Origin of the sequence: Pedobacter hartonius, assembly GCF_900107535.1 — a bacterium.
Taxonomy (GTDB): Bacteria; Bacteroidota; Bacteroidia; order Sphingobacteriales; family Sphingobacteriaceae; genus Pedobacter; species Pedobacter hartonius.
On record NZ_FNRA01000009.1, the window covers coordinates 1 to 17,374 of the forward strand.

The following is a 17,374-nucleotide window of genomic DNA, read 5'->3' on the forward strand; positions in this document are numbered from 1 at the left end:
TCCGTAATGGCGGCCAATCTTTTGGCCCAACGATTTCCGTTTTGACTGGCCCAGTATCACCGTTATGCTTGGCCCAATGACTACCGTATTAGACAGTTTTACATCAGGTGTTACAGGGAATGGGATGATGAGCAGGATTTCTTCAACAACAATGAGAATTCTTCTGTGTTATCCGCCGATGCAAAAAAAACAGACAATGGAGGATATGGTGAATTTGACTACATGGAGTTTGACCTGAAAGCTAAGGTAATCCGGCAAAACGTAAAAGTTTATATGACGCGTTCAAAAACGGAAGACAAGTTATACAGCATCAAAGATTTGACTAATCTATACCTGGCAATGTATACAAAAGACGGGATGAATGATGCTGTGGTGTCTGATGTGAAGTTGCTGTATGGTGACTCCTACTCGCATTTCAGGTCGATCAAGGACTCAGAAATGTTCCAGGAATTGGGTTCTGACGGAAGAACCGGTAAGGTTTATATGTTGAAATAGCTGAAAAAGAATTGAATTACGGCAGTCAAAATAAAAGCTATTTAGGAGGTGTTTTCTTGCTGTATTGATTTTCAATAATAAACTGCACTTTGTTCATAAGGCTCTGATTCTCGTTCCGTCTATCTGCGTCAGCATTTTTTATTTTAACCGAGACTTGTTGCCATATCATATTGTCGGAGTCATTTCTCTTAAGGTTCTTCATAATACAAAATTATATAATAATTACTTAGATTATATTGGATGCAACTAATTCGTTGCCCGATATCCAATTAAATCCTTTCTCTTCATGAATATACGCTAATTTTATTAATCCGCCAACTGTAGGAATTTTTTCAGTATATACTTGAATATCCATGACAATCTTGATAAATAATGCTGCCAGGTCAAGTGCTTCTTGTAAGCTAAGTTGTCTAAATTTAATAGAAAACATGTCTTCAAGAACAGTTTGTTTTAAACATTCGAAATCGTTTATTGAGTCTGTAATTTTTTCTCTGTTCTGATCATCTAGTTGCAAAACATCAACCACACGTTTGATAATTTCAGATTTTACCAGTCCAACATTTCCAACTAAGGAACCAAATATCAGTCGTTTCACAAAAGTATTTTGACCATCCGTAACAATCTTCAAGTGCGATTGATCATCATATTTTACTAATTCCGGATCGTTTTCATCAAAGTCGTCTCTATCAATTCCTTAACTTTTATCATAAATATCTGTGGCTGATTGCTTCTGACATTAAAATGGGAAAATATTAAATCCGTCGACGTCAAATTATCATTTTTACCATGCTCAATAATTTCTATTTTCAACTTATTACGGAATTCATCTAAAATTTGGTTAATATCTTTCGCTTTATAAGCAGGAGTATCAACTTGTAACTCTGCAGCTATAACTTTTACAATTTCTTTGATTTCCTTCCCATTGATGTATATTGCACCCGTGAAAGTTATCGCTGAAAACTCATCAAATTTAAAAAGCTTATCTATGTAATTTCTTGTATGAGATGCTTTTTTTTCGAATAGGCGAACAAGGTCAACAACAGGTATTTTCTCTTTATCGTCTGCAGCGATTAAATATTCTAAGAGGTTTGTTTCATTTAGAGAATGTTCCATAGTGGTTCCAAACGAATCAGAAACTATGGCGATCCCTTCTTTAGCTATTACACTTGCTATAAATGTCATCCGTATTATATTTAGTGAAGAAAATGTATAATAGAAATTTATAAAAAACAAAAAACCATATTTAATTTCTTTTTAAAAAAAATTAATCCTTTTAAGGTAATCTCTAAGCTACCTGATCACCACCAAATCTGGATATTAATTAAAAATCGATCGGGGATTAAATCCAAGATTAGCCGTCAAAAATTTCAAAGTAACCCACAAATAGTAACTTTGTACAGCACAAGATAATATTATGGTTGAAGTATTGTTATTCGGCATATTCTTCTTTCCGCAAACTGCCGCGGGATTGCTTGCAAAAAGCAGGGGACGCAATTTCTGGTTCTGGTTTTTCATTTCCTTCCTGATCCCGATCATCTCGCTTTTCGTTTTGCTATACCTAAAGGACAAGGACGAAAATACAAACAGCCGTTATCAGCTGGCTGATCATGTACGCAACAGAAATGAACATTCGATTGATAAGTAGGTGATTACTCAATAATTGTGTACTTTAAGCCGTTTAAGGAAACAAATTCGAGTTAACGGCTCAAATCATGAAAAATCCAAAAACCCTGTTTCAGACAGTATCATGTTCAATGTTATTGTCAGCAGTACTTATTGCATCCTGCAACGATCCAAAGAAATCTGCACCTGCAGAAAGCACATCGGCTGATACCACGTTATCAGTAAATGCAGGAACCAGCTTAGCTGCTGACACAAGTAAAGTATCCTTTGACAGCTCCACAATTCCTGTAACGAAAAAAGACATCGGCAGCTTTCCCTACCTGAAAGCACCAGAAGATTATAAATAACAATGATATCGAAAAAGGTGAGCTTAAAACCATTCACTTTGCAGTTAAAGGCGCACTGCTGGCGGTCCAGGGAAAAACCTTCAGCACAAACATCTACAAGATCAGCGAAAGTGAAGGGCCATTTAATATGGAGGTGGTTCAAAAAGCATATGACAAAGTGATAGAGCAAATGACTATACGCTAAATCACCTCTATACCTATGTCATCCGCACCGAAAAAGCAGAGGTATGGATAGAGCTGAGCCTTTACCAAAATGGCGGATACATCCATGTTTTACAATGAAAGCCTTCCGTTATTAAATCGATATTATCATATCCTGTATTAAACGGGGGCTTGTATAGCCTGGATTACAGATCTGGTACGTTATCTACATAGCTAAATTCTCTCTCGAAATTTTACAATTCAAAATCTAATCTTCAATAGTGTGTGATGAAATAGGCATCTTAACTTAAGATATACACTTTAAAGTGGATTTAATTTTGATTTAATAAATTTTATTCCATTACTTTGTGGAAACAAAAGTTCATGACATCCGTTGAAGAAGTTGAGCTATTTTTAAATGCGTTGAAGCAAAAACTACAATTCCATCCAATTGGAATAGTCTTTAGGCCCAGGAACAAAAACCTGGATACTTTAGCGCTTCTTGACATTGTACCTGGACACAGGAATGATGTAATAAAAAAGCTTACGTCGTTAAACTACATGGGCGGGCCAAAGAATAACTTGGAAGATCCAAAACAACCTGACTATTATGAATTTGGGGTGATGATCAAGGGCTACGAAATATATATTAAAATCAGCATAGGGCTATTCAACAAACCAATAGACTGTATGTCATTTCATATCGCTGAATATGAAATCAACTACCCTCTTAAAGATAAAAGAAATGAAAGATAGAATAGAATGTCCGTTTGGAGAAGGTGAAGCTGTTCTAAAAAAAGAACCACGATCGCTTTCTTACCGCAAATATGAATTTACAGTGATAGCCCATTATTATAAATGTGAAGATTGTGGTGAAGAGTTCACTACAAATGAGGCTGACCACATTACACTGATACAGGTCCACAATCAATATCGGGAAAGAAATGGAATTCCATTTGTTGAGGAAATCAGGGATATCAGGGAAAAATATGGTCTGTCAGCTTCAAAGATGAGCGAAGTATTAAGATTGGGAGAAAATGGATATGGCAATTATGAAAAGGGGGAAATACCAACCCCTGCTATTGGCGCTTTGATCAAAACGGCAGAAAGACCAGAAAACTTTCTTTCTCTTCTCAAAAGCCACAATTTGATAAAGAACGACAAGGCTATTATAAAAGCTATATCCCATGTAGAGCATATGATTAGGGAAGAACGTGACAACCCGGATCATTTTAATATATCTGTTAATTTCGGCATTCCCAATAATTTTACCGGTTATTCAATGCTTAACAGGTCTAAGATAAAACATTTGCTGATACACTATATCCACGAATGTAAAGACGAATACAATGACAAGCTCAAACTCATTAAGTTGTTATTCTTTACTGACTTTTCTCATTACAGAAATTTTGGACATTCTGTAAGCGGGCTTTCCTATCAAAAAAAGAACTTCGGCCCTATGCCATATTGTTTCGATACCATTTTGAATTATTTTGAACAGCAGGATATCATATACCAGGATTGGGAAATTCTGGTTGACGGTAAAGCGAGGGAAATTATCAGGACTCATCGCAACATAAAGACAAATGAAGTTTTCAATGAGGAAGAAAAAAGCACCATCGACCTGGTTACCGGTTACTATAAAAACAGTCCGACGGAAGACCTGGTCAAAAAAAGCACTGAACTAAATCTAAAGTCATCAAATGACACAGAAAATGACCTGATAGGGTTTCAGGAGAATGCCTTTGCATAGCAGTTCAAAGATCAGGTCCACTACTAACCGAATGACTGCTCCTTCTGTTCTACTGTATGAGTATTTGCTCTTTCGTGTTTATAATTTTCACTGACAGATGCTGTGAGACACAAAAACTTAATATTCCTGTAACATTGCGGCAGTATCTTTACCGCCAAACTATGGAAACAGACGACTTCAGTCTTTTTGAACTGCTTAGGTTAACGGGCGAAAACGATCATGTTGCCTTCAGGCAGCTATATGAAAGGTATATGCAGACTGTTTACATGATGGTAAAACGCCGCGTTCCTGATGTGGAAGAAGCGAAAGACATCACACAGGAAATTTTTATTCATTTGTGGAACAAACGTAACGAGCTGGCATTACTTCGCAATTTCGATACCTGGCTTTATGCGATCATACGAAACAAGGTGATCTCTGCTTACCGCAGGAACAGTGTAAAATTGCAGGGCGAACAATTTTTAATCCAGGGAATTGAAAAACTTGACTGGGATGCCGAAGATCAGATCATTGCAAAGGAACTTGATCAAAAAATAGACAACATCCTGTCAGGATTACCGGAAACTACCCGAAACTGTTACCAGCTTAGCAAAAAAGAGGGAAAGAAAATTAATGAAATAGCCGGGATGCTCAACCTCTCGGAAAGAACAGTAAGGAATAATATTTCAGAGGCATTAAGAAGATTAAGGGTTAATCTCAATGGACACTACCCTGAGCTCCTCGCACTGATCATCATGCTCCATCACAAACACTGATAATCACAGCCAAAATACTACGGCATACCATCCATAATTAAAGCGGCTAAATTCTCCCCTATTGCCTTAGTAAGGCAACCCCCAATGATATCATTGATTTCAAAGATGTTTCGGGCTACTGTAAAAAAACAGCTTGTTATTGCACGCTTTTTTATTCGGTTTGAAAGTTAACAAACGCTTAACAATTAATTAAGGTACAAACAGCCCCTTCAAACGAGTATGTAAGAAAGAGGGTAAAATGAATAACGAGATTAAAGAACTTTTCCGGCGGTATGAATCAGGCGAAGCCAGCAGTCAGGAACGTGAGCTGGTGGAAACATGGTTTGCAAAGTATGATAAAATTCCGGTTCAACTGGATGACAGGGACAAACAGGCATTGAATGAACTGAGTGCCCACCTGGAAGAATACAGCCAAAAACCTCCTGTTATACCGATGACGCGAAGACCCGGTAACTTTAAACGTTTTGCTGCCGCCGCAGCCATACTCATCTTCTCTGTTATTGGGGCTTACCTCTATCTGGGGCAGGCAGAAAAACCCGGCACACTGGTCCGCTCTTCAAAGAAAGATATCTTACCGGGAGGGAATAAAGCAACCCTCACGTTGAGCAATGGCCGCCAGATTATTTTAAATGACGCCAAGAACGGTAACCTTGCAAGGCAGGGATTAACTGCGGTTCAGAAAACCGGGGACGGACTGCTGGCTTACCAGGCCGGCAAGACTGATGGTGGCGGTGATAACCTGACCGCTCACAGCGATGACCACAACATGATCACTACACCTCGTGGCGGGCAATACCGGGTGATCCTTCCCGATGGTACTGTTGCCTGGCTGAACTCGGTATCATCTATACGTTTTCCGGTGGCATTTCCCGGTAAAGAACGTAAAGTGGTCACTACCGGCGAAGTTTATTTTGAAGTAGCCAAAGACAGGAACAAACCATTCATCGTCAGTTCGGCAGGACAAACGGTGACGGTGTTAGGGACCCACTTTAATGTGATGGCTTATCCTGAAGAAGGCAGTATTGTCACCACTTTACTGGAAGGCTCCGTCAGCATAGCTAAAGGCGGTCAGAGCAGGATCCTCAAGCCCGGAGAACAAGCGCTTGCCGCTGAGCATATCAGGGTAACCGCTACGGATACAGATGATGCCATAGCCTGGAAGAATGGAATAATGTCATTTACCGATGCTGATATCAAAACTATCATGCGTAAAATTTCCAGGTGGTATGATATTGATATCGAATACCAGGGGCACATCACCGACAGGGTTTTTACAGGTGCTATATCCAGGAAGTCAAGCTTGTCCGGCATCTTAAAAATTCTGACGCTTAACGGCATTCAGTTCTCCGTACAGGGCAATAAGCTGATGATAAAACAATAAATAAAGCCGGAAGTGCTGCGAACACTGCCGGCGAATGCTGAGGCTAACCCTCCGCCATGGCGGAAAAAAAAATCTATGACAGAAATTAAAGTATTAACCCAAACACAACAAAAGTATGAATTTTTCTATGTTTCCCCGTCTTCGGCGTATTTATCGAAGACAATTAATCAAAACTCTCCTGATGATGAAGATCACGGTAATTTTAGTCGCTTTTATCTGCCTCAGGGCATCAGCCCTTACTTATGCTCAAAACATCAGTTTATCTGAGCGTAATGCACCTTTTGAAGAGGTAATAAGCAAATTAAAAAAACAAAGCGGCTATGTTTTCTGGTATGAAAGCAAACTGCTGAAACAGGCACCGGCAGTGAGTATATCAATTCGCAATGGAAGTCTTAAACAAGCTTTAGACATTCTTTTTAAAGGCCAGCCACTGGATTATTCTATTGTGGACAATACGGTCGTGATCAATAAAAAAACCTCCAGACTGAATCCGCTGCCGGCGATGTTAAACATCAGCGGTAAAGTCAGGGATGAAAAAGGCCTTCCTTTACCCAACGTAACTATTACCGTTAAGGGAACCCAAAAGGGCACGATAACCGATAAAAACGGGAGCTTTAATGTTGCAGCTTCACAGAATGATGTGCTCGTTTTTTCTTCTATAGGTTATAAAAAGCTGGAAGTAAAAGTTATATCGCAAACGGAGATGAACGTTGTGCTTGAAATGGACCAGTCACAACTGAACGATGTAGTGGTGATTGGTTATGGCAAACAGTCGCGCGAAAAAGTGACAGATGCCATCACAACTGTAAAAGGTTCCGCTTTAAACCAGTACTCCGGCAGTAATTTTGCACAGCAGCTTGCCGGAAAAGCAGCCGGCGTGATCATCAATGATGCTTCAGCGCAGCCGGGTACAGATCCGCAGATTGTAATCAGGGGAATTGGAACTTTAACTGCGGGAAGATCACCGTTAATCGTCGTTGACGGCTTCCCGCTATCGGAAGGCAGCAGCCTGAATTCAATTAATCCGCAGGATATTGCATCTATAGACGTGTTAAAAGATGCGGCATCAGCCGCCATTTATGGTTCAAGGGCTGCAAACGGCGTGATTTTAATTACCAGTAAAAAAAGCAGCGGAGATAAGGTCAGCGTTTCGCTGGATGTGTACAGCGGTTTACAGGAAAGAAATGACAAACATCAATATGCAGATGCCTACCAGTCAGCGCAATTTTTAACTGAAGCCAGGGATTGGGCCTATGTATCCAAAGATCCAAACAACAGAAACATCAGCGATGACCGGAGTACCAGGATAGGCAAAGGTGCCGGCCTGAGGGAGCTAAGGCTGAATTATTTACAGCCCTACCTGGATCATCAGCCGGGTTTAACAAATACCGACTGGTCGGACGAGGTATTCAGAACAGCGCCCATGAGCAGTTATAATCTCGCTGTGTCGGGTGGTTCATGCAAAACTAACTTTTATGTGTCTGCAAATTATTTCAAGCAGGACGGCATCGTGATTGAAAACGGACTGGAGTGCTACAGCGGAACAATCAAAATGGAATCGAAACTTTCCCGCATGTTTACCTTTGCCCTTTCCATCAACCCATCCCTGAATAAAGGAAGGTATTTCAGCAACAATGCCAACAATTCCAATGACCTGGTGAGTGACATTACCATCAGTTATCCATTTTTCCCTGTTTATAATGCGGATGGCTCATTGGCAATCAGCCAGCAGATTAAAACAAATACACCGGAAGACGGCGCGCTTGCGGAAAACCCCGTGGCGTTGGCCAAAAAAATCAAGAATAATTTGAATGACACAAGGGTATTTGGAAATACCTCCCTCAGCTTTGAGCCGCTGGCAGGCCTGAAATTTAAAACGCTGCTGGGTGCAGACATCAGGAGTAATTTTTACGATTATTTCAGGCCCTCGGATATCGGCGCCTACCGTGCTGCTGCGCCCCAGCCTGCCTCGGCCATTGAAACAAACGGCCATGTGTATAATTACATTACAGAGAATACGGTTAATTACACCAAAAGCTTTGGCCTCCATGATTTTGATGTGCTGGCGGGCTATACCTTCCAGTCGGAGAATGGAGCGAGCACTATTCTTACGGGCTCCGGCATTCCTGATAATAAGATTGACAATATCGCCGGTGCAAGCGCGTATACAGCGATATCTGACAGGTATCAATGGTCTCAGATCTCTTACCTGGCACGTTTGCAGTATGCTTATGCAAATAAATACCTGCTTTCAGCAACGCTGCGCAGAGATGGTTCGTCGCGTTTCGGGGAAAATAACAAATGGGGGAATTTTCCTTCGGTTACTGCGGGGTATATATTGAGCAGAGAAGCTTTTTTCCCAAAGAATAAAGTGGTTACTTTTGCAAAACTGCGTGCAAGTTGGGGCTCTGCAGGAAACAATCAGATTGGTTCCTATAGTTCAAAGGCCTTAATCGGGTCGGCCTCCGCTAACGGGGCAAATGATTATAACTTCAATTATGTTTTTGGCAATACCCTCAGTCCCGGATTTGCAGCTACCACTACTGCAAATAATAACCTGACCTGGGAAACAAAAACCTCTACGGATATTGGCATTGACCTGGCTTTTTTCGAGAAGCTTAACCTTACGGCTGATTATTACCATAGTGTCACCAAAAACCTGCTGCTCAACGTCCCTGTGCCGGAGCAATCTGGATTTACCAATTCAATACAAAATATAGGGAAGGTAAGTAACCATGGTTTCGAATTCGAATTATCGGCCAGTAACCTGAAAGCAGGAGCCTTCCGGTTGGGCTTCAATGCCAATCTGGCAACTAATGAGAATAAAGTACTGGCCCTGGCACCCGGCCAGACGCAAATCATACAGGGGGCGAAAAGCAATTTTGTAACCAAAGTAGGCGGCCCGGTTGCCGCATTGTACGGATACAATATTACCGGCATTTATAAAACACAGGAACAGATCAACAACAGCCCTCACCTGACCGGTACACTGGTAGGAGATTATCTTGTTGCAGATACCAACGGTGACGGCCTGGTTGATTCAAGGGACCAGGTATCTTATGGTACGTATAACCCCAAATTCACCTATGGTTTCGGGGCGAATATTGCATTCAGGCAGTTTGAACTGAACCTTGCTTTCAACGGCATCCAGGGCAGAAAAATCTATGACCTGGGGCTGGCAACGCTGGATGAATCTGGCGAAGGTTTTGCGTTGCCGAGCCTGTATTATTTCCAGAACCGCTACCACCCTGTCAATAATCCGGATGGTATTTATGCACAACCCAACCTGGGCAATTACTCTTCTGCCAGAAGGCTGACGCATGCGGCCAACCTGTTTTATTACAGCGGTGATTATCTGCGGTTACGCAGCGCCCAACTGGCCTATAACCTTCCCGATGCGTTGACATCAAAAATGAAGATCAGCCATATCCGCGTATATGTCTCGGCCAATAACCTGTTCACCTGGACAAAATTCAGGGGATACAATCCGGATGCAACCAGCAATAGCGTGCTGACAGACGGTTTGTCTAATGCAAATTACCCGGTTGCCAGATCATTCATTTTCGGTGCAAATGTTATCTTTTAATTATACAGTCATGAAAAATAAATTCAACATCATACTGGCAATCCTGTTTATCGTTGCCTCATCCTGTAAAAAGGAGCTCTATCAGAACCCTTCTACCTCGAAAGATATCAGTAAGTTCCTCAGCAATCAAAAGGAAACAGAGGAATATATTGCCGCCGCTTACGGTAATTTACAATCGCCCGGCTTATACGGCCTGTATTTTCCGGCATTTGCCGAGATACCTTCTGACAATACTTTTGATGAAGTCCCTTCTAACGATAATGCTGTTTACGGACAGCTGGATAAGTTCAGCACGATATCTTCCAATGATATTGTAGAAACCACCTGGAGGGACGCTTATCAAGCCATCCAGAAAACCAACGTTGTGTTAAGCCGGATAGATCAGATTGACTATAGTGATGCAGCGCTCAGGCAATCCCGCAAAGGGGAAATGATGTTTATACGCGCCCTGCTTTATTTCAATCTCGTAAGGCTGTATGGTGATGTTCCGCTGGTTACTGCCGAAACTACCGACCCGAATCTGCTGTTTGGCAAAGGAAGACAGCCGGTAAACGAAGTGTATGAGCAGATCAAAGCCGACCTGACAGCAGCCATCCCCTTATTACCCAATGTGCCGGCACAACCGGGGCGCGTGATCAAAACGGCCGCACAGGGCTTGCTGGGAAAAGTATACCTGACTTTAAGGGACTATACGAATGCCAAAGCGCAGTTATCAGCCGTCCTGAATTCTGGTAAACATAGCTTAATGAGCCGCCCCCAGGATGTTTTTGCTGTTGCCAATGAGAACAATAATGAAATTCTATTTGCCGTTCAGTTTACATCAGGAGTGAATGGAAACGCTGAAGGCAGCAGCATGTTCCAGCAATACAGCCCTTCTGCTACGGTGACCGGCGCCAAGGGGCATAACCTGCCGACGCTAAACTTATACAACCTGTACGCTTCAAATGATCTTCGCAAAGGGGTATATGTTACCCTGGCTTCTACGGGCTCTCCTTTTGACAATAAACTAACGGCACCAACAACCATTATTACCGACGGCCCCAGCGACTTTGTGGTTTTACGTTATGCAGATGTGCTCCTGATGCTGGCAGAAACCGAAAATGAACTGGCCAACACTGCGGCTGCCGCACAATACCTGAACATGATCAGAACAAGGGCCGGATTAACGGGCACTGCAGCAGTAAGCCAGGCCGGCCTGCGTGACGCCATTGCTTTGGAGAGAAGGCTGGAACTGATAGGTGAAGGCCACCGCTGGTTTGATTTGCTGAGGACAGGAACCGCCCTGCAGGTGATGAATCAGTATTTCAGAGACAACAACATCCAGATTACCATTGACCAGCATCATTTGCTGATGCCGGTACCACAGTCGCAGGTGAATACCGACCCATCGATCAAACAAAACATTGGTTATTAATATTTCGTTGCCGGAAATGGAAATCATTTATTATCTTTAATTAATTATGAAAAAGCAATTTTTTTACCTGTGCCTGTTATTGTCATGTACCGGTCGGGTGCATGCGCAAAGCGCTGTAGCCCTAGCAAAGGCCGATATACAGGGTACCAATGTTAACTATGCCAGCAACAAGGCACCCCTGCTGCCGCAGCAATTCGTCAAATTGCCGGTTACGGCTTTTAAACCTGCCGGCTGGTTAAGGAAACAACTGGAGCTGCAAAAAGACGGCCTGACCGGAAACCTCGGTGAAATCAGTGTCTGGCTGTCAAAAACCGATAATGCCTGGCTCAGCAAAAGCGGAAAGGGGAAATATGGCTGGGAAGAGTTGCCCTACTGGCTAAAGGGATATGGTGATATTGCCTATATGCTGGGCGATGCCACCATGCTGAAGACCACCAAGTTCTGGATAGAGGGCGTGCTGAACAACCAGCGCCCCAATGGTGATATGGGCCCGGTGATTGTAAAGGAAAACGGGAACCGCGACCTTTGGGCCAATATGCCGATGATCTGGTGCCTACGCAGCTATTATGAATACAGTCATGACAGACGTGTGATTACCTGCATGACCAGGTACTTTAAATGGCTGCAAACTATACCCGATGCCAAGTTTTTAAAAGACTACTGGGAAAATAGCCGCGGCGGTGATTACCTGGTGAGCGTATACTGGCTGTACAACATCACGGGTGAGAAGTTTTTGCTGGATGTTGCAAAGAAAATAGACAAAAACACGGCCGACTGGCGCCAGGGCAGCAACCTGCCCAACTGGCACAATGTGAATATCGCCGAGTGCTTCCGCGAGCCGGCAACTTATTACCTTCAAAGCCATAACAACGCAGACCTGACCGCTACTTATACCGATTTTAAGCTGGTCCGCGATCTGTACGGACAGGTGCCGGGCGGAATGTTTGGCAGCGACGAGAATGCGCGTAAGGGTTATGACGACCCGCGCCAGGCGGTAGAGACCTGCGGCATGGTGGAACAAATGACGAGCGACCAGTATCTTTTACAATATACCGGTGATACTTTCTGGGCCGAAAATTGCGAGGATGTGGCCTTCAATACATTTCCCGCAGCTTTCACCACCGATTATAAGGCACTGCGCTATTTAACCGCCCCAAATATGGTGCTGAATGACAGCAAGAACCACTCGCCGGGAATAGATAACAGCGGCCCGTTTTTAATGATGAACCCTTTCAGCAGCCGCTGCTGTCAGCATAACCACAGCGCGGGCTGGGTATATTACGCCGAGAACGCCTGGATGGCTACACCTGATAACGGACTGGCCGCCCAGTTGTACCAGGCCGGTACCGTTACAGCACTGGTTGGTAATGGCAGTCTGGTTAAAATAAAAAGTGCAACGCAGTACCCCTTTAATGATGTAGTAGACTTTACAATCACTACGGCAAAACCTGTTGTTTTTCCGGTATACCTGCGCATACCCCAATGGTGTAAGGATGCCAGCGTAGAGGTCAACGGCAGGCGCCTGAATGTTGATGCCGTTGCCGGCGGATACATGAAGCTGAGCAGCAAATGGAAAAACGGAGACAAGCTCTCTCTTAAATTGCCGATGCAGATCAGGCTGCGCACCTGGGCGCAAAATAAAAATAGCGTGAGCGTGAACTATGGCCCGCTTACATATTCGCTTAAAATCGGGGAAACCTATCAAAAAGAAAATAGTAAAACCACTGCGATGTCTGATTCACGCTGGCAGGCCACAGCAAATCCTGATAAATGGCCTTCATATGAGATCTTTCCTGCTACGGCATGGAACTATGGTTTACTCCTGGATGAGCAGCATCCCGAGAAATCTTTCACTGTGCTGCACAAACCCTGGCCGGCAGATGGGAACCCATTTACCAATGCCAATGCGCCTATTGAGCTGCACACCACCGGGAAGCAGCTTCCTGACTGGACTATCGATAAATATGGCCTTTGCGGCGTATTGCCCCAAAGCCCGGTGAAAACCACTGCCCCTTCCAATGAACTTACACTGGTGCCTATGGGTGGCGCGAGACTACGGATATCAGCTTTTCCGGTAATTGCAAAATAATTAAACATTAGCCGGATAAAAAAATAATGGAAAATATTCAATCAGCACAGTTAGAGATGCTTCCCGACGATTTCAACGACAGGGATGGTTTCATAGCAGAATTTCTTGGCGAAGACTTTAAAGTTTCCCTGCCAACGGTTGAAAGGGACAAAGACCAGGTTTTGCTGTTCGAACTTGATGGCAAAGAAATATCAGAGCTGAAGTACAGGCACTTTAGCGTGGTGATGAATTCCGAAAGACGCATGTGTTTCTTCAGCGCCTGTAACATCGACGGGCTCACCAGCATCAGAGGTGTACAGCGGAGTAGCTGGAAAACGGATCCGCGTATTGACCAGAAACTACAGATCATCAAGGAATGTTATGGTGATCCTCCGAAATTCTCCAGGGGACATATGACAAGGAAAGAAGATCCGATCTGGGGTACGCTGCCCCTGGCACAGCAGGCCGGAGCAGATACTTTTCATGTAACCAATGCTACACCTCAGATGCAGCCCTTCAATGCACCGGTATGGCTGGAACTGGAAAACTATGCACTGGAAAATGCCAGACAGGATCAGATGAGGATATCAGTGATTACAGGGCCTGTATTCAGCAGCGATGATCCTGAAAAATACGGGCTGAAGATCCCCGTAGACTTTTTCAAGATCATCGCTTTTATACATGATGAAACAAAAATGCTGACCGCCACGGGTTACACGATATCACAGCAGGACTATTTCAGTCCGCAGGAGTTTATCTACGGGCCGCTGAAGACCTACCAGGTGAGCATCAGTACCATCGAAGAAAGAACCGGACTGAAGTTCGGGAACCTTTCTTCGGTTGACCCCATCAAAGGACAGCAGCTGATCAATTTAGCATTGGGATCTGTTCAGGATATCCGGTTTATCTGATAAACTAAGGACACTAAAACCACATAAAAGAAATTAATTATATTTTAAATTATATTAATTAATCTTAATTTTAGCCGTACAAAGGTCAAAGTCCCTGATGCCCGTTGGGCATCTGTTTCCCCTGCCCTGTCTAATTTAAATCAGTCAGGTCTTTTCAAGTTCAGGCAGATCACTATGATATTTATAACACTGCAACTGCCTAAAGTTCATTTTCACAAACATCATAATGAGTAATGAAATTAACATAGGCTTCAAGTTGATCAAAATAACCACTAATCAATTCGCAATTATTGACTGTTCATAACATTTATTTTTAATAGTTCGATGTGTTTTAACATCATAATACTCATGAAAGTTTTGAAATAATTAGTAATAAAATTATCGTAAAAATACATCATTCACGATCGTATACAGAAAAAGCGGCGAAATCACAGGACAACAGTCCAACATTTTTTCCTCAGTATCAGTCGTACAGCCAGTTTCTGCCCTCTGTTTTGGGAATATTGATAGCACTAGGATTTATAATCAGCAGGTAGAGAAAGGGCCGGAAAGTGTACAATTAACACCAAAGAATATTATATTAGCCCCTGCAACACACAAACCAGAAATGACAAAGAATAGAATTTTATCGCTGATAGCCGGGATTTCGCTGATCAGCAGTATCCCGGCGTCAACAATATCAGCACAGACAACGGAAAAGTTAGCATCGCTTACCAAATACGTAGACCCATTCATCGGCTCAGTGGGCCACGGACACGTATTTGTTGGCGCAAATGTTCCTACAGGAGCAGTACAGTTAGGCCCTTCGCAGATCATGCAGTCCTGGGATGAGTTTAATGGATGGGACTGGTGCAGCGGCTACAATTACATCAGTAAGGAGATCCTTGGATTTTCGCATACCCATTTAAGCGGTACCGGTATTGGTGATTTAAACGATGTCCTGATTGTTCCGGCCAACGGCGAAGTGCAGCTGACTCCTGCTAAATTCAACAACATGGCCAGCGGTTACGGCTCTTTTTTCTCTAAAGACAGTGAAGTGGCCAAACCGGGTTATTACAGTGCCTACCTGGATAAGTATAAAGTGAAAGCTGAACTGACAGCCACTAAAAGAGTTGGTTTCCACCGTTACCATTACGAAAAAACCGATAATGCGCATTTACTGTTAGACCTGGATTTTAGTATGTTATGGGACAAAACAGTGGCCTCTTCTATTACACAGGTAAACGACAGTACTTTTACAGGCTACCGTTATTCTACAGGATGGTCAAAAGATCAGCGTATATTTTTCGCTATCGTGCTCTCAGTTCCGGTAACCAAAGCACAGCTATACGTTGGCACCAATCCTGATTCCGGAAAGGAAGTAAAAGGTGTTGGGACTAAAGCGGCACTGTTCTTTGATGCGGTAAAAAATCCTGATATTGAAGTAAAGGTGGGCATCTCTCCGGTAAGTACCGAAAATGCACGGGCGAATATAGCGGCCGAAGCCCCGAAATGGAATTTTGATGAGGTGAAACAGGCTGCAGATCTTTCATGGAATAAGGTACTGAATAAGATTGTGTTTGAGGCTGATAAGTCGACCAAAACAGTGTTTTATACCGCCTTATACCATACATTTTTTTTACCTACTATCTTTAACGACCATAATGGAGATTACCGGGGAACAGATAAAAAAGTATATACCAATCAGAAATTTACAAATTACACCACCTTCTCTTTATGGGATACATACAGGGCATTGAACCCATTGATGACGGTGATCGAACCGGCAAAGGTGAAAGATATGGTGCATAGCCTTTTGGCAATCTATCAGCAGCAGGGTAAACTGCCGCTGTGGCCGCTGCAGGGAAGTGAAACCTTTTGCATGGTGGGTTACCCTTCAATCGCCGTAATTACTGATGCCTATTTAAAAGGACTGCTTTACCCTTCGGATGTTGCGCTCGCTTATAAAGCCATCAGAAGTACAGCAATGAAGCCGGAAATGGGAATCCAGTATGTGAAGAAACTGACCACGATTCCGGCCGAGAGCCTGAAGGAATCCGTAGCATGGGCTATGGAATATGCAATTGCCGACTGGGGTATCTCTAAAATGGCTGCAAAACTGGGCAAGAAAGAGGATGCACTGTATTTCGGTAAAAGAGCCAGACTTTATGAAAAGTACTACAATGCCAAAGAAGGACACTTTGTAGGCAAATTAGCTAACGGAAACTGGAATTTACCGTTTGATCCTATAGATGCCAAACCCGGCAAAAGTGATTATACTGAGGGCAATGGATGGCAATATACCTGGCTGGTTCCGCAGGATGCACCCGGGTTGATCAGGCTCAATGGTGGCGACAAGGCCTTTACCACTAAGCTGGACCACTTTTTCACGATGTCATCTCAAATGAAAAATGCCCCGAACGATGTTACCGGATTGATCGGGCAGTATGCACATGGAAATGAGCCGAGTCATCATGTTGCTTATTTGTATAACTACGCAGGCCAGCCCTGGAGAACAGCAGAGGTGGTAAGGGATGTGATGAACAAGTTTTACACTACAGAAAAAGACGGTATTTGTGGTAATGAGGATGCCGGACAGATGAGCGCATGGTATGTGCTGTCTTCTATGGGTTTCTATTCTATGAACCCGATGAGCGGCGTCTACGTGATCGGCTCCCCTGTGATGGATAAAGCAACGATCAGCGTGGGCAGCAAGAAGTTTACGATCAATGTAGAGAACCAGGGCAGGAAAAACATATACATACAGAAGATCCTGATGAACGGAAAACCATATACGAAATCGTACATCAGGCATACCGACCTGGTGAAAGGCGGAACAATGACTTTTTATATGGGGAATAAACCTTCTGCAACTTTTGGTATAAGTAAAGTCGACAGACCGTTATAATTCAGACATTTAG

At 43.2% G+C, this 17,374-nt stretch carries 14 protein-coding genes; 12 read left to right on the top strand and 2 right to left on the bottom strand.

What is annotated here, in order from left to right:
• Positions 1-165 precede the first annotated feature (165 nt).
• Positions 166-495, top strand: coding sequence for a hypothetical protein (locus tag BLW16_RS15330; RefSeq protein WP_090558213.1), 330 nt, complete (start codon positions 166-168; stop codon positions 493-495).
• A gap of 226 nt (positions 496-721) precedes the next feature.
• Here the strand turns inward: BLW16_RS15330 and BLW16_RS15335 are convergent, their stop codons facing one another.
• Positions 722-1,123, bottom strand: coding sequence for a hypothetical protein (locus tag BLW16_RS15335; protein ID WP_090558214.1), 402 nt, complete (start codon positions 1,121-1,123; stop codon positions 722-724).
• 23 nt (positions 1,124-1,146) lie between these two features.
• The gene (locus BLW16_RS15340; RefSeq protein WP_090558216.1) at positions 1,147-1,677 is read right to left on the bottom strand and encodes a hypothetical protein; all 531 of its coding nucleotides are present in this window, start codon (positions 1,675-1,677) and stop codon (positions 1,147-1,149) included.
• 232 nt (positions 1,678-1,909) lie between these two features.
• On the opposite strand from BLW16_RS15340, the gene BLW16_RS15345 reads away from it, so the two are divergent.
• From BLW16_RS15345 to BLW16_RS15395, 11 genes are all read left to right on the top strand, one after another.
• Positions 1,910-2,140 carry a hypothetical protein gene (locus BLW16_RS15345; RefSeq protein ID WP_090558218.1) on the top strand — a complete coding sequence of 77 codons (231 nt, stop codon included), beginning with the start codon at positions 1,910-1,912 and terminating at the stop codon, positions 2,138-2,140.
• A 67-nt stretch (positions 2,141-2,207) separates the two neighbouring features.
• Entirely contained in the window at positions 2,208-2,465 is a 258-nt protein-coding gene (locus tag BLW16_RS15350; protein ID WP_090558220.1) for a hypothetical protein, read from the top strand.
• Positions 2,466-2,972: 507 nt separating this feature from the next.
• Positions 2,973-3,362: a toxin gene (locus BLW16_RS15355; RefSeq protein ID WP_139298333.1), complete on the top strand. Its 390-nt coding sequence runs from the start codon at positions 2,973-2,975 to the stop codon at positions 3,360-3,362.
• A complete protein-coding gene (locus BLW16_RS15360; RefSeq protein WP_175470596.1) occupies positions 3,352-4,359 on the top strand; it encodes a type II toxin-antitoxin system antitoxin SocA domain-containing protein in 1,008 nt (335 codons plus the stop codon). Before BLW16_RS15355 ends, BLW16_RS15360 begins: the two co-directional genes overlap by 11 nt.
• A gap of 161 nt (positions 4,360-4,520) precedes the next feature.
• Positions 4,521-5,114: an RNA polymerase sigma factor gene (locus BLW16_RS15365; RefSeq protein ID WP_090558228.1), complete on the top strand. Its 594-nt coding sequence runs from the start codon at positions 4,521-4,523 to the stop codon at positions 5,112-5,114.
• A gap of 238 nt (positions 5,115-5,352) precedes the next feature.
• Complete coding sequence (locus BLW16_RS15370) at positions 5,353-6,495, top strand: FecR family protein (protein ID WP_090558230.1); 1,143 nt, start codon at positions 5,353-5,355, stop codon at positions 6,493-6,495.
• A gap of 181 nt (positions 6,496-6,676) precedes the next feature.
• Positions 6,677-10,081: a TonB-dependent receptor gene (locus BLW16_RS15375; protein ID WP_175470597.1), complete on the top strand. Its 3,405-nt coding sequence runs from the start codon at positions 6,677-6,679 to the stop codon at positions 10,079-10,081.
• A gap of 10 nt (positions 10,082-10,091) precedes the next feature.
• Complete coding sequence (locus tag BLW16_RS15380) at positions 10,092-11,495, top strand: RagB/SusD family nutrient uptake outer membrane protein (protein WP_090558586.1); 1,404 nt, start codon at positions 10,092-10,094, stop codon at positions 11,493-11,495.
• A gap of 46 nt (positions 11,496-11,541) precedes the next feature.
• Complete coding sequence (locus tag BLW16_RS15385) at positions 11,542-13,584, top strand: beta-L-arabinofuranosidase domain-containing protein (protein ID WP_090558234.1); 2,043 nt, start codon at positions 11,542-11,544, stop codon at positions 13,582-13,584.
• Positions 13,585-13,610: 26 nt separating this feature from the next.
• Complete coding sequence (locus BLW16_RS15390) at positions 13,611-14,474, top strand: DNA/RNA non-specific endonuclease (protein WP_090558236.1); 864 nt, start codon at positions 13,611-13,613, stop codon at positions 14,472-14,474.
• 607 nt (positions 14,475-15,081) lie between these two features.
• The gene (locus tag BLW16_RS15395; protein ID WP_090558239.1) at positions 15,082-17,361 is read left to right on the top strand and encodes a GH92 family glycosyl hydrolase; all 2,280 of its coding nucleotides are present in this window, start codon (positions 15,082-15,084) and stop codon (positions 17,359-17,361) included.
• Positions 17,362-17,374 lie beyond the last annotated feature (13 nt).

What these genes read in the sequence shown, in the direction of transcription:
- BLW16_RS15340 (WP_090558216.1), bottom strand. Translation starts at nt 1,677, where the DNA reads ATGACATTTATAGCAAGTGTAATAGCTAAAGAAGGGATCGCCATAGTT.
- BLW16_RS15345 (WP_090558218.1), top strand. Translation starts at nt 1,910, where the DNA reads ATGGTTGAAGTATTGTTATTCGGCATATTCTTCTTTCCGCAAACTGCC.
- BLW16_RS15350 (WP_090558220.1), top strand. Translation starts at nt 2,208, where the DNA reads ATGAAAAATCCAAAAACCCTGTTTCAGACAGTATCATGTTCAATGTTA.
- BLW16_RS15360 (WP_175470596.1), top strand. Translation starts at nt 3,352, where the DNA reads ATGAAAGATAGAATAGAATGTCCGTTTGGAGAAGGTGAAGCTGTTCTA.
- BLW16_RS15365 (WP_090558228.1), top strand. Translation starts at nt 4,521, where the DNA reads ATGGAAACAGACGACTTCAGTCTTTTTGAACTGCTTAGGTTAACGGGC.
- BLW16_RS15370 (WP_090558230.1), top strand. Translation starts at nt 5,353, where the DNA reads ATGAATAACGAGATTAAAGAACTTTTCCGGCGGTATGAATCAGGCGAA.
- BLW16_RS15375 (WP_175470597.1), top strand. Translation starts at nt 6,677, where the DNA reads ATGATGAAGATCACGGTAATTTTAGTCGCTTTTATCTGCCTCAGGGCA.
- BLW16_RS15380 (WP_090558586.1), top strand. Translation starts at nt 10,092, where the DNA reads ATGAAAAATAAATTCAACATCATACTGGCAATCCTGTTTATCGTTGCC.
- BLW16_RS15385 (WP_090558234.1), top strand. Translation starts at nt 11,542, where the DNA reads ATGAAAAAGCAATTTTTTTACCTGTGCCTGTTATTGTCATGTACCGGT.
- BLW16_RS15390 (WP_090558236.1), top strand. Translation starts at nt 13,611, where the DNA reads ATGGAAAATATTCAATCAGCACAGTTAGAGATGCTTCCCGACGATTTC.
- BLW16_RS15395 (WP_090558239.1), top strand. Translation starts at nt 15,082, where the DNA reads ATGACAAAGAATAGAATTTTATCGCTGATAGCCGGGATTTCGCTGATC.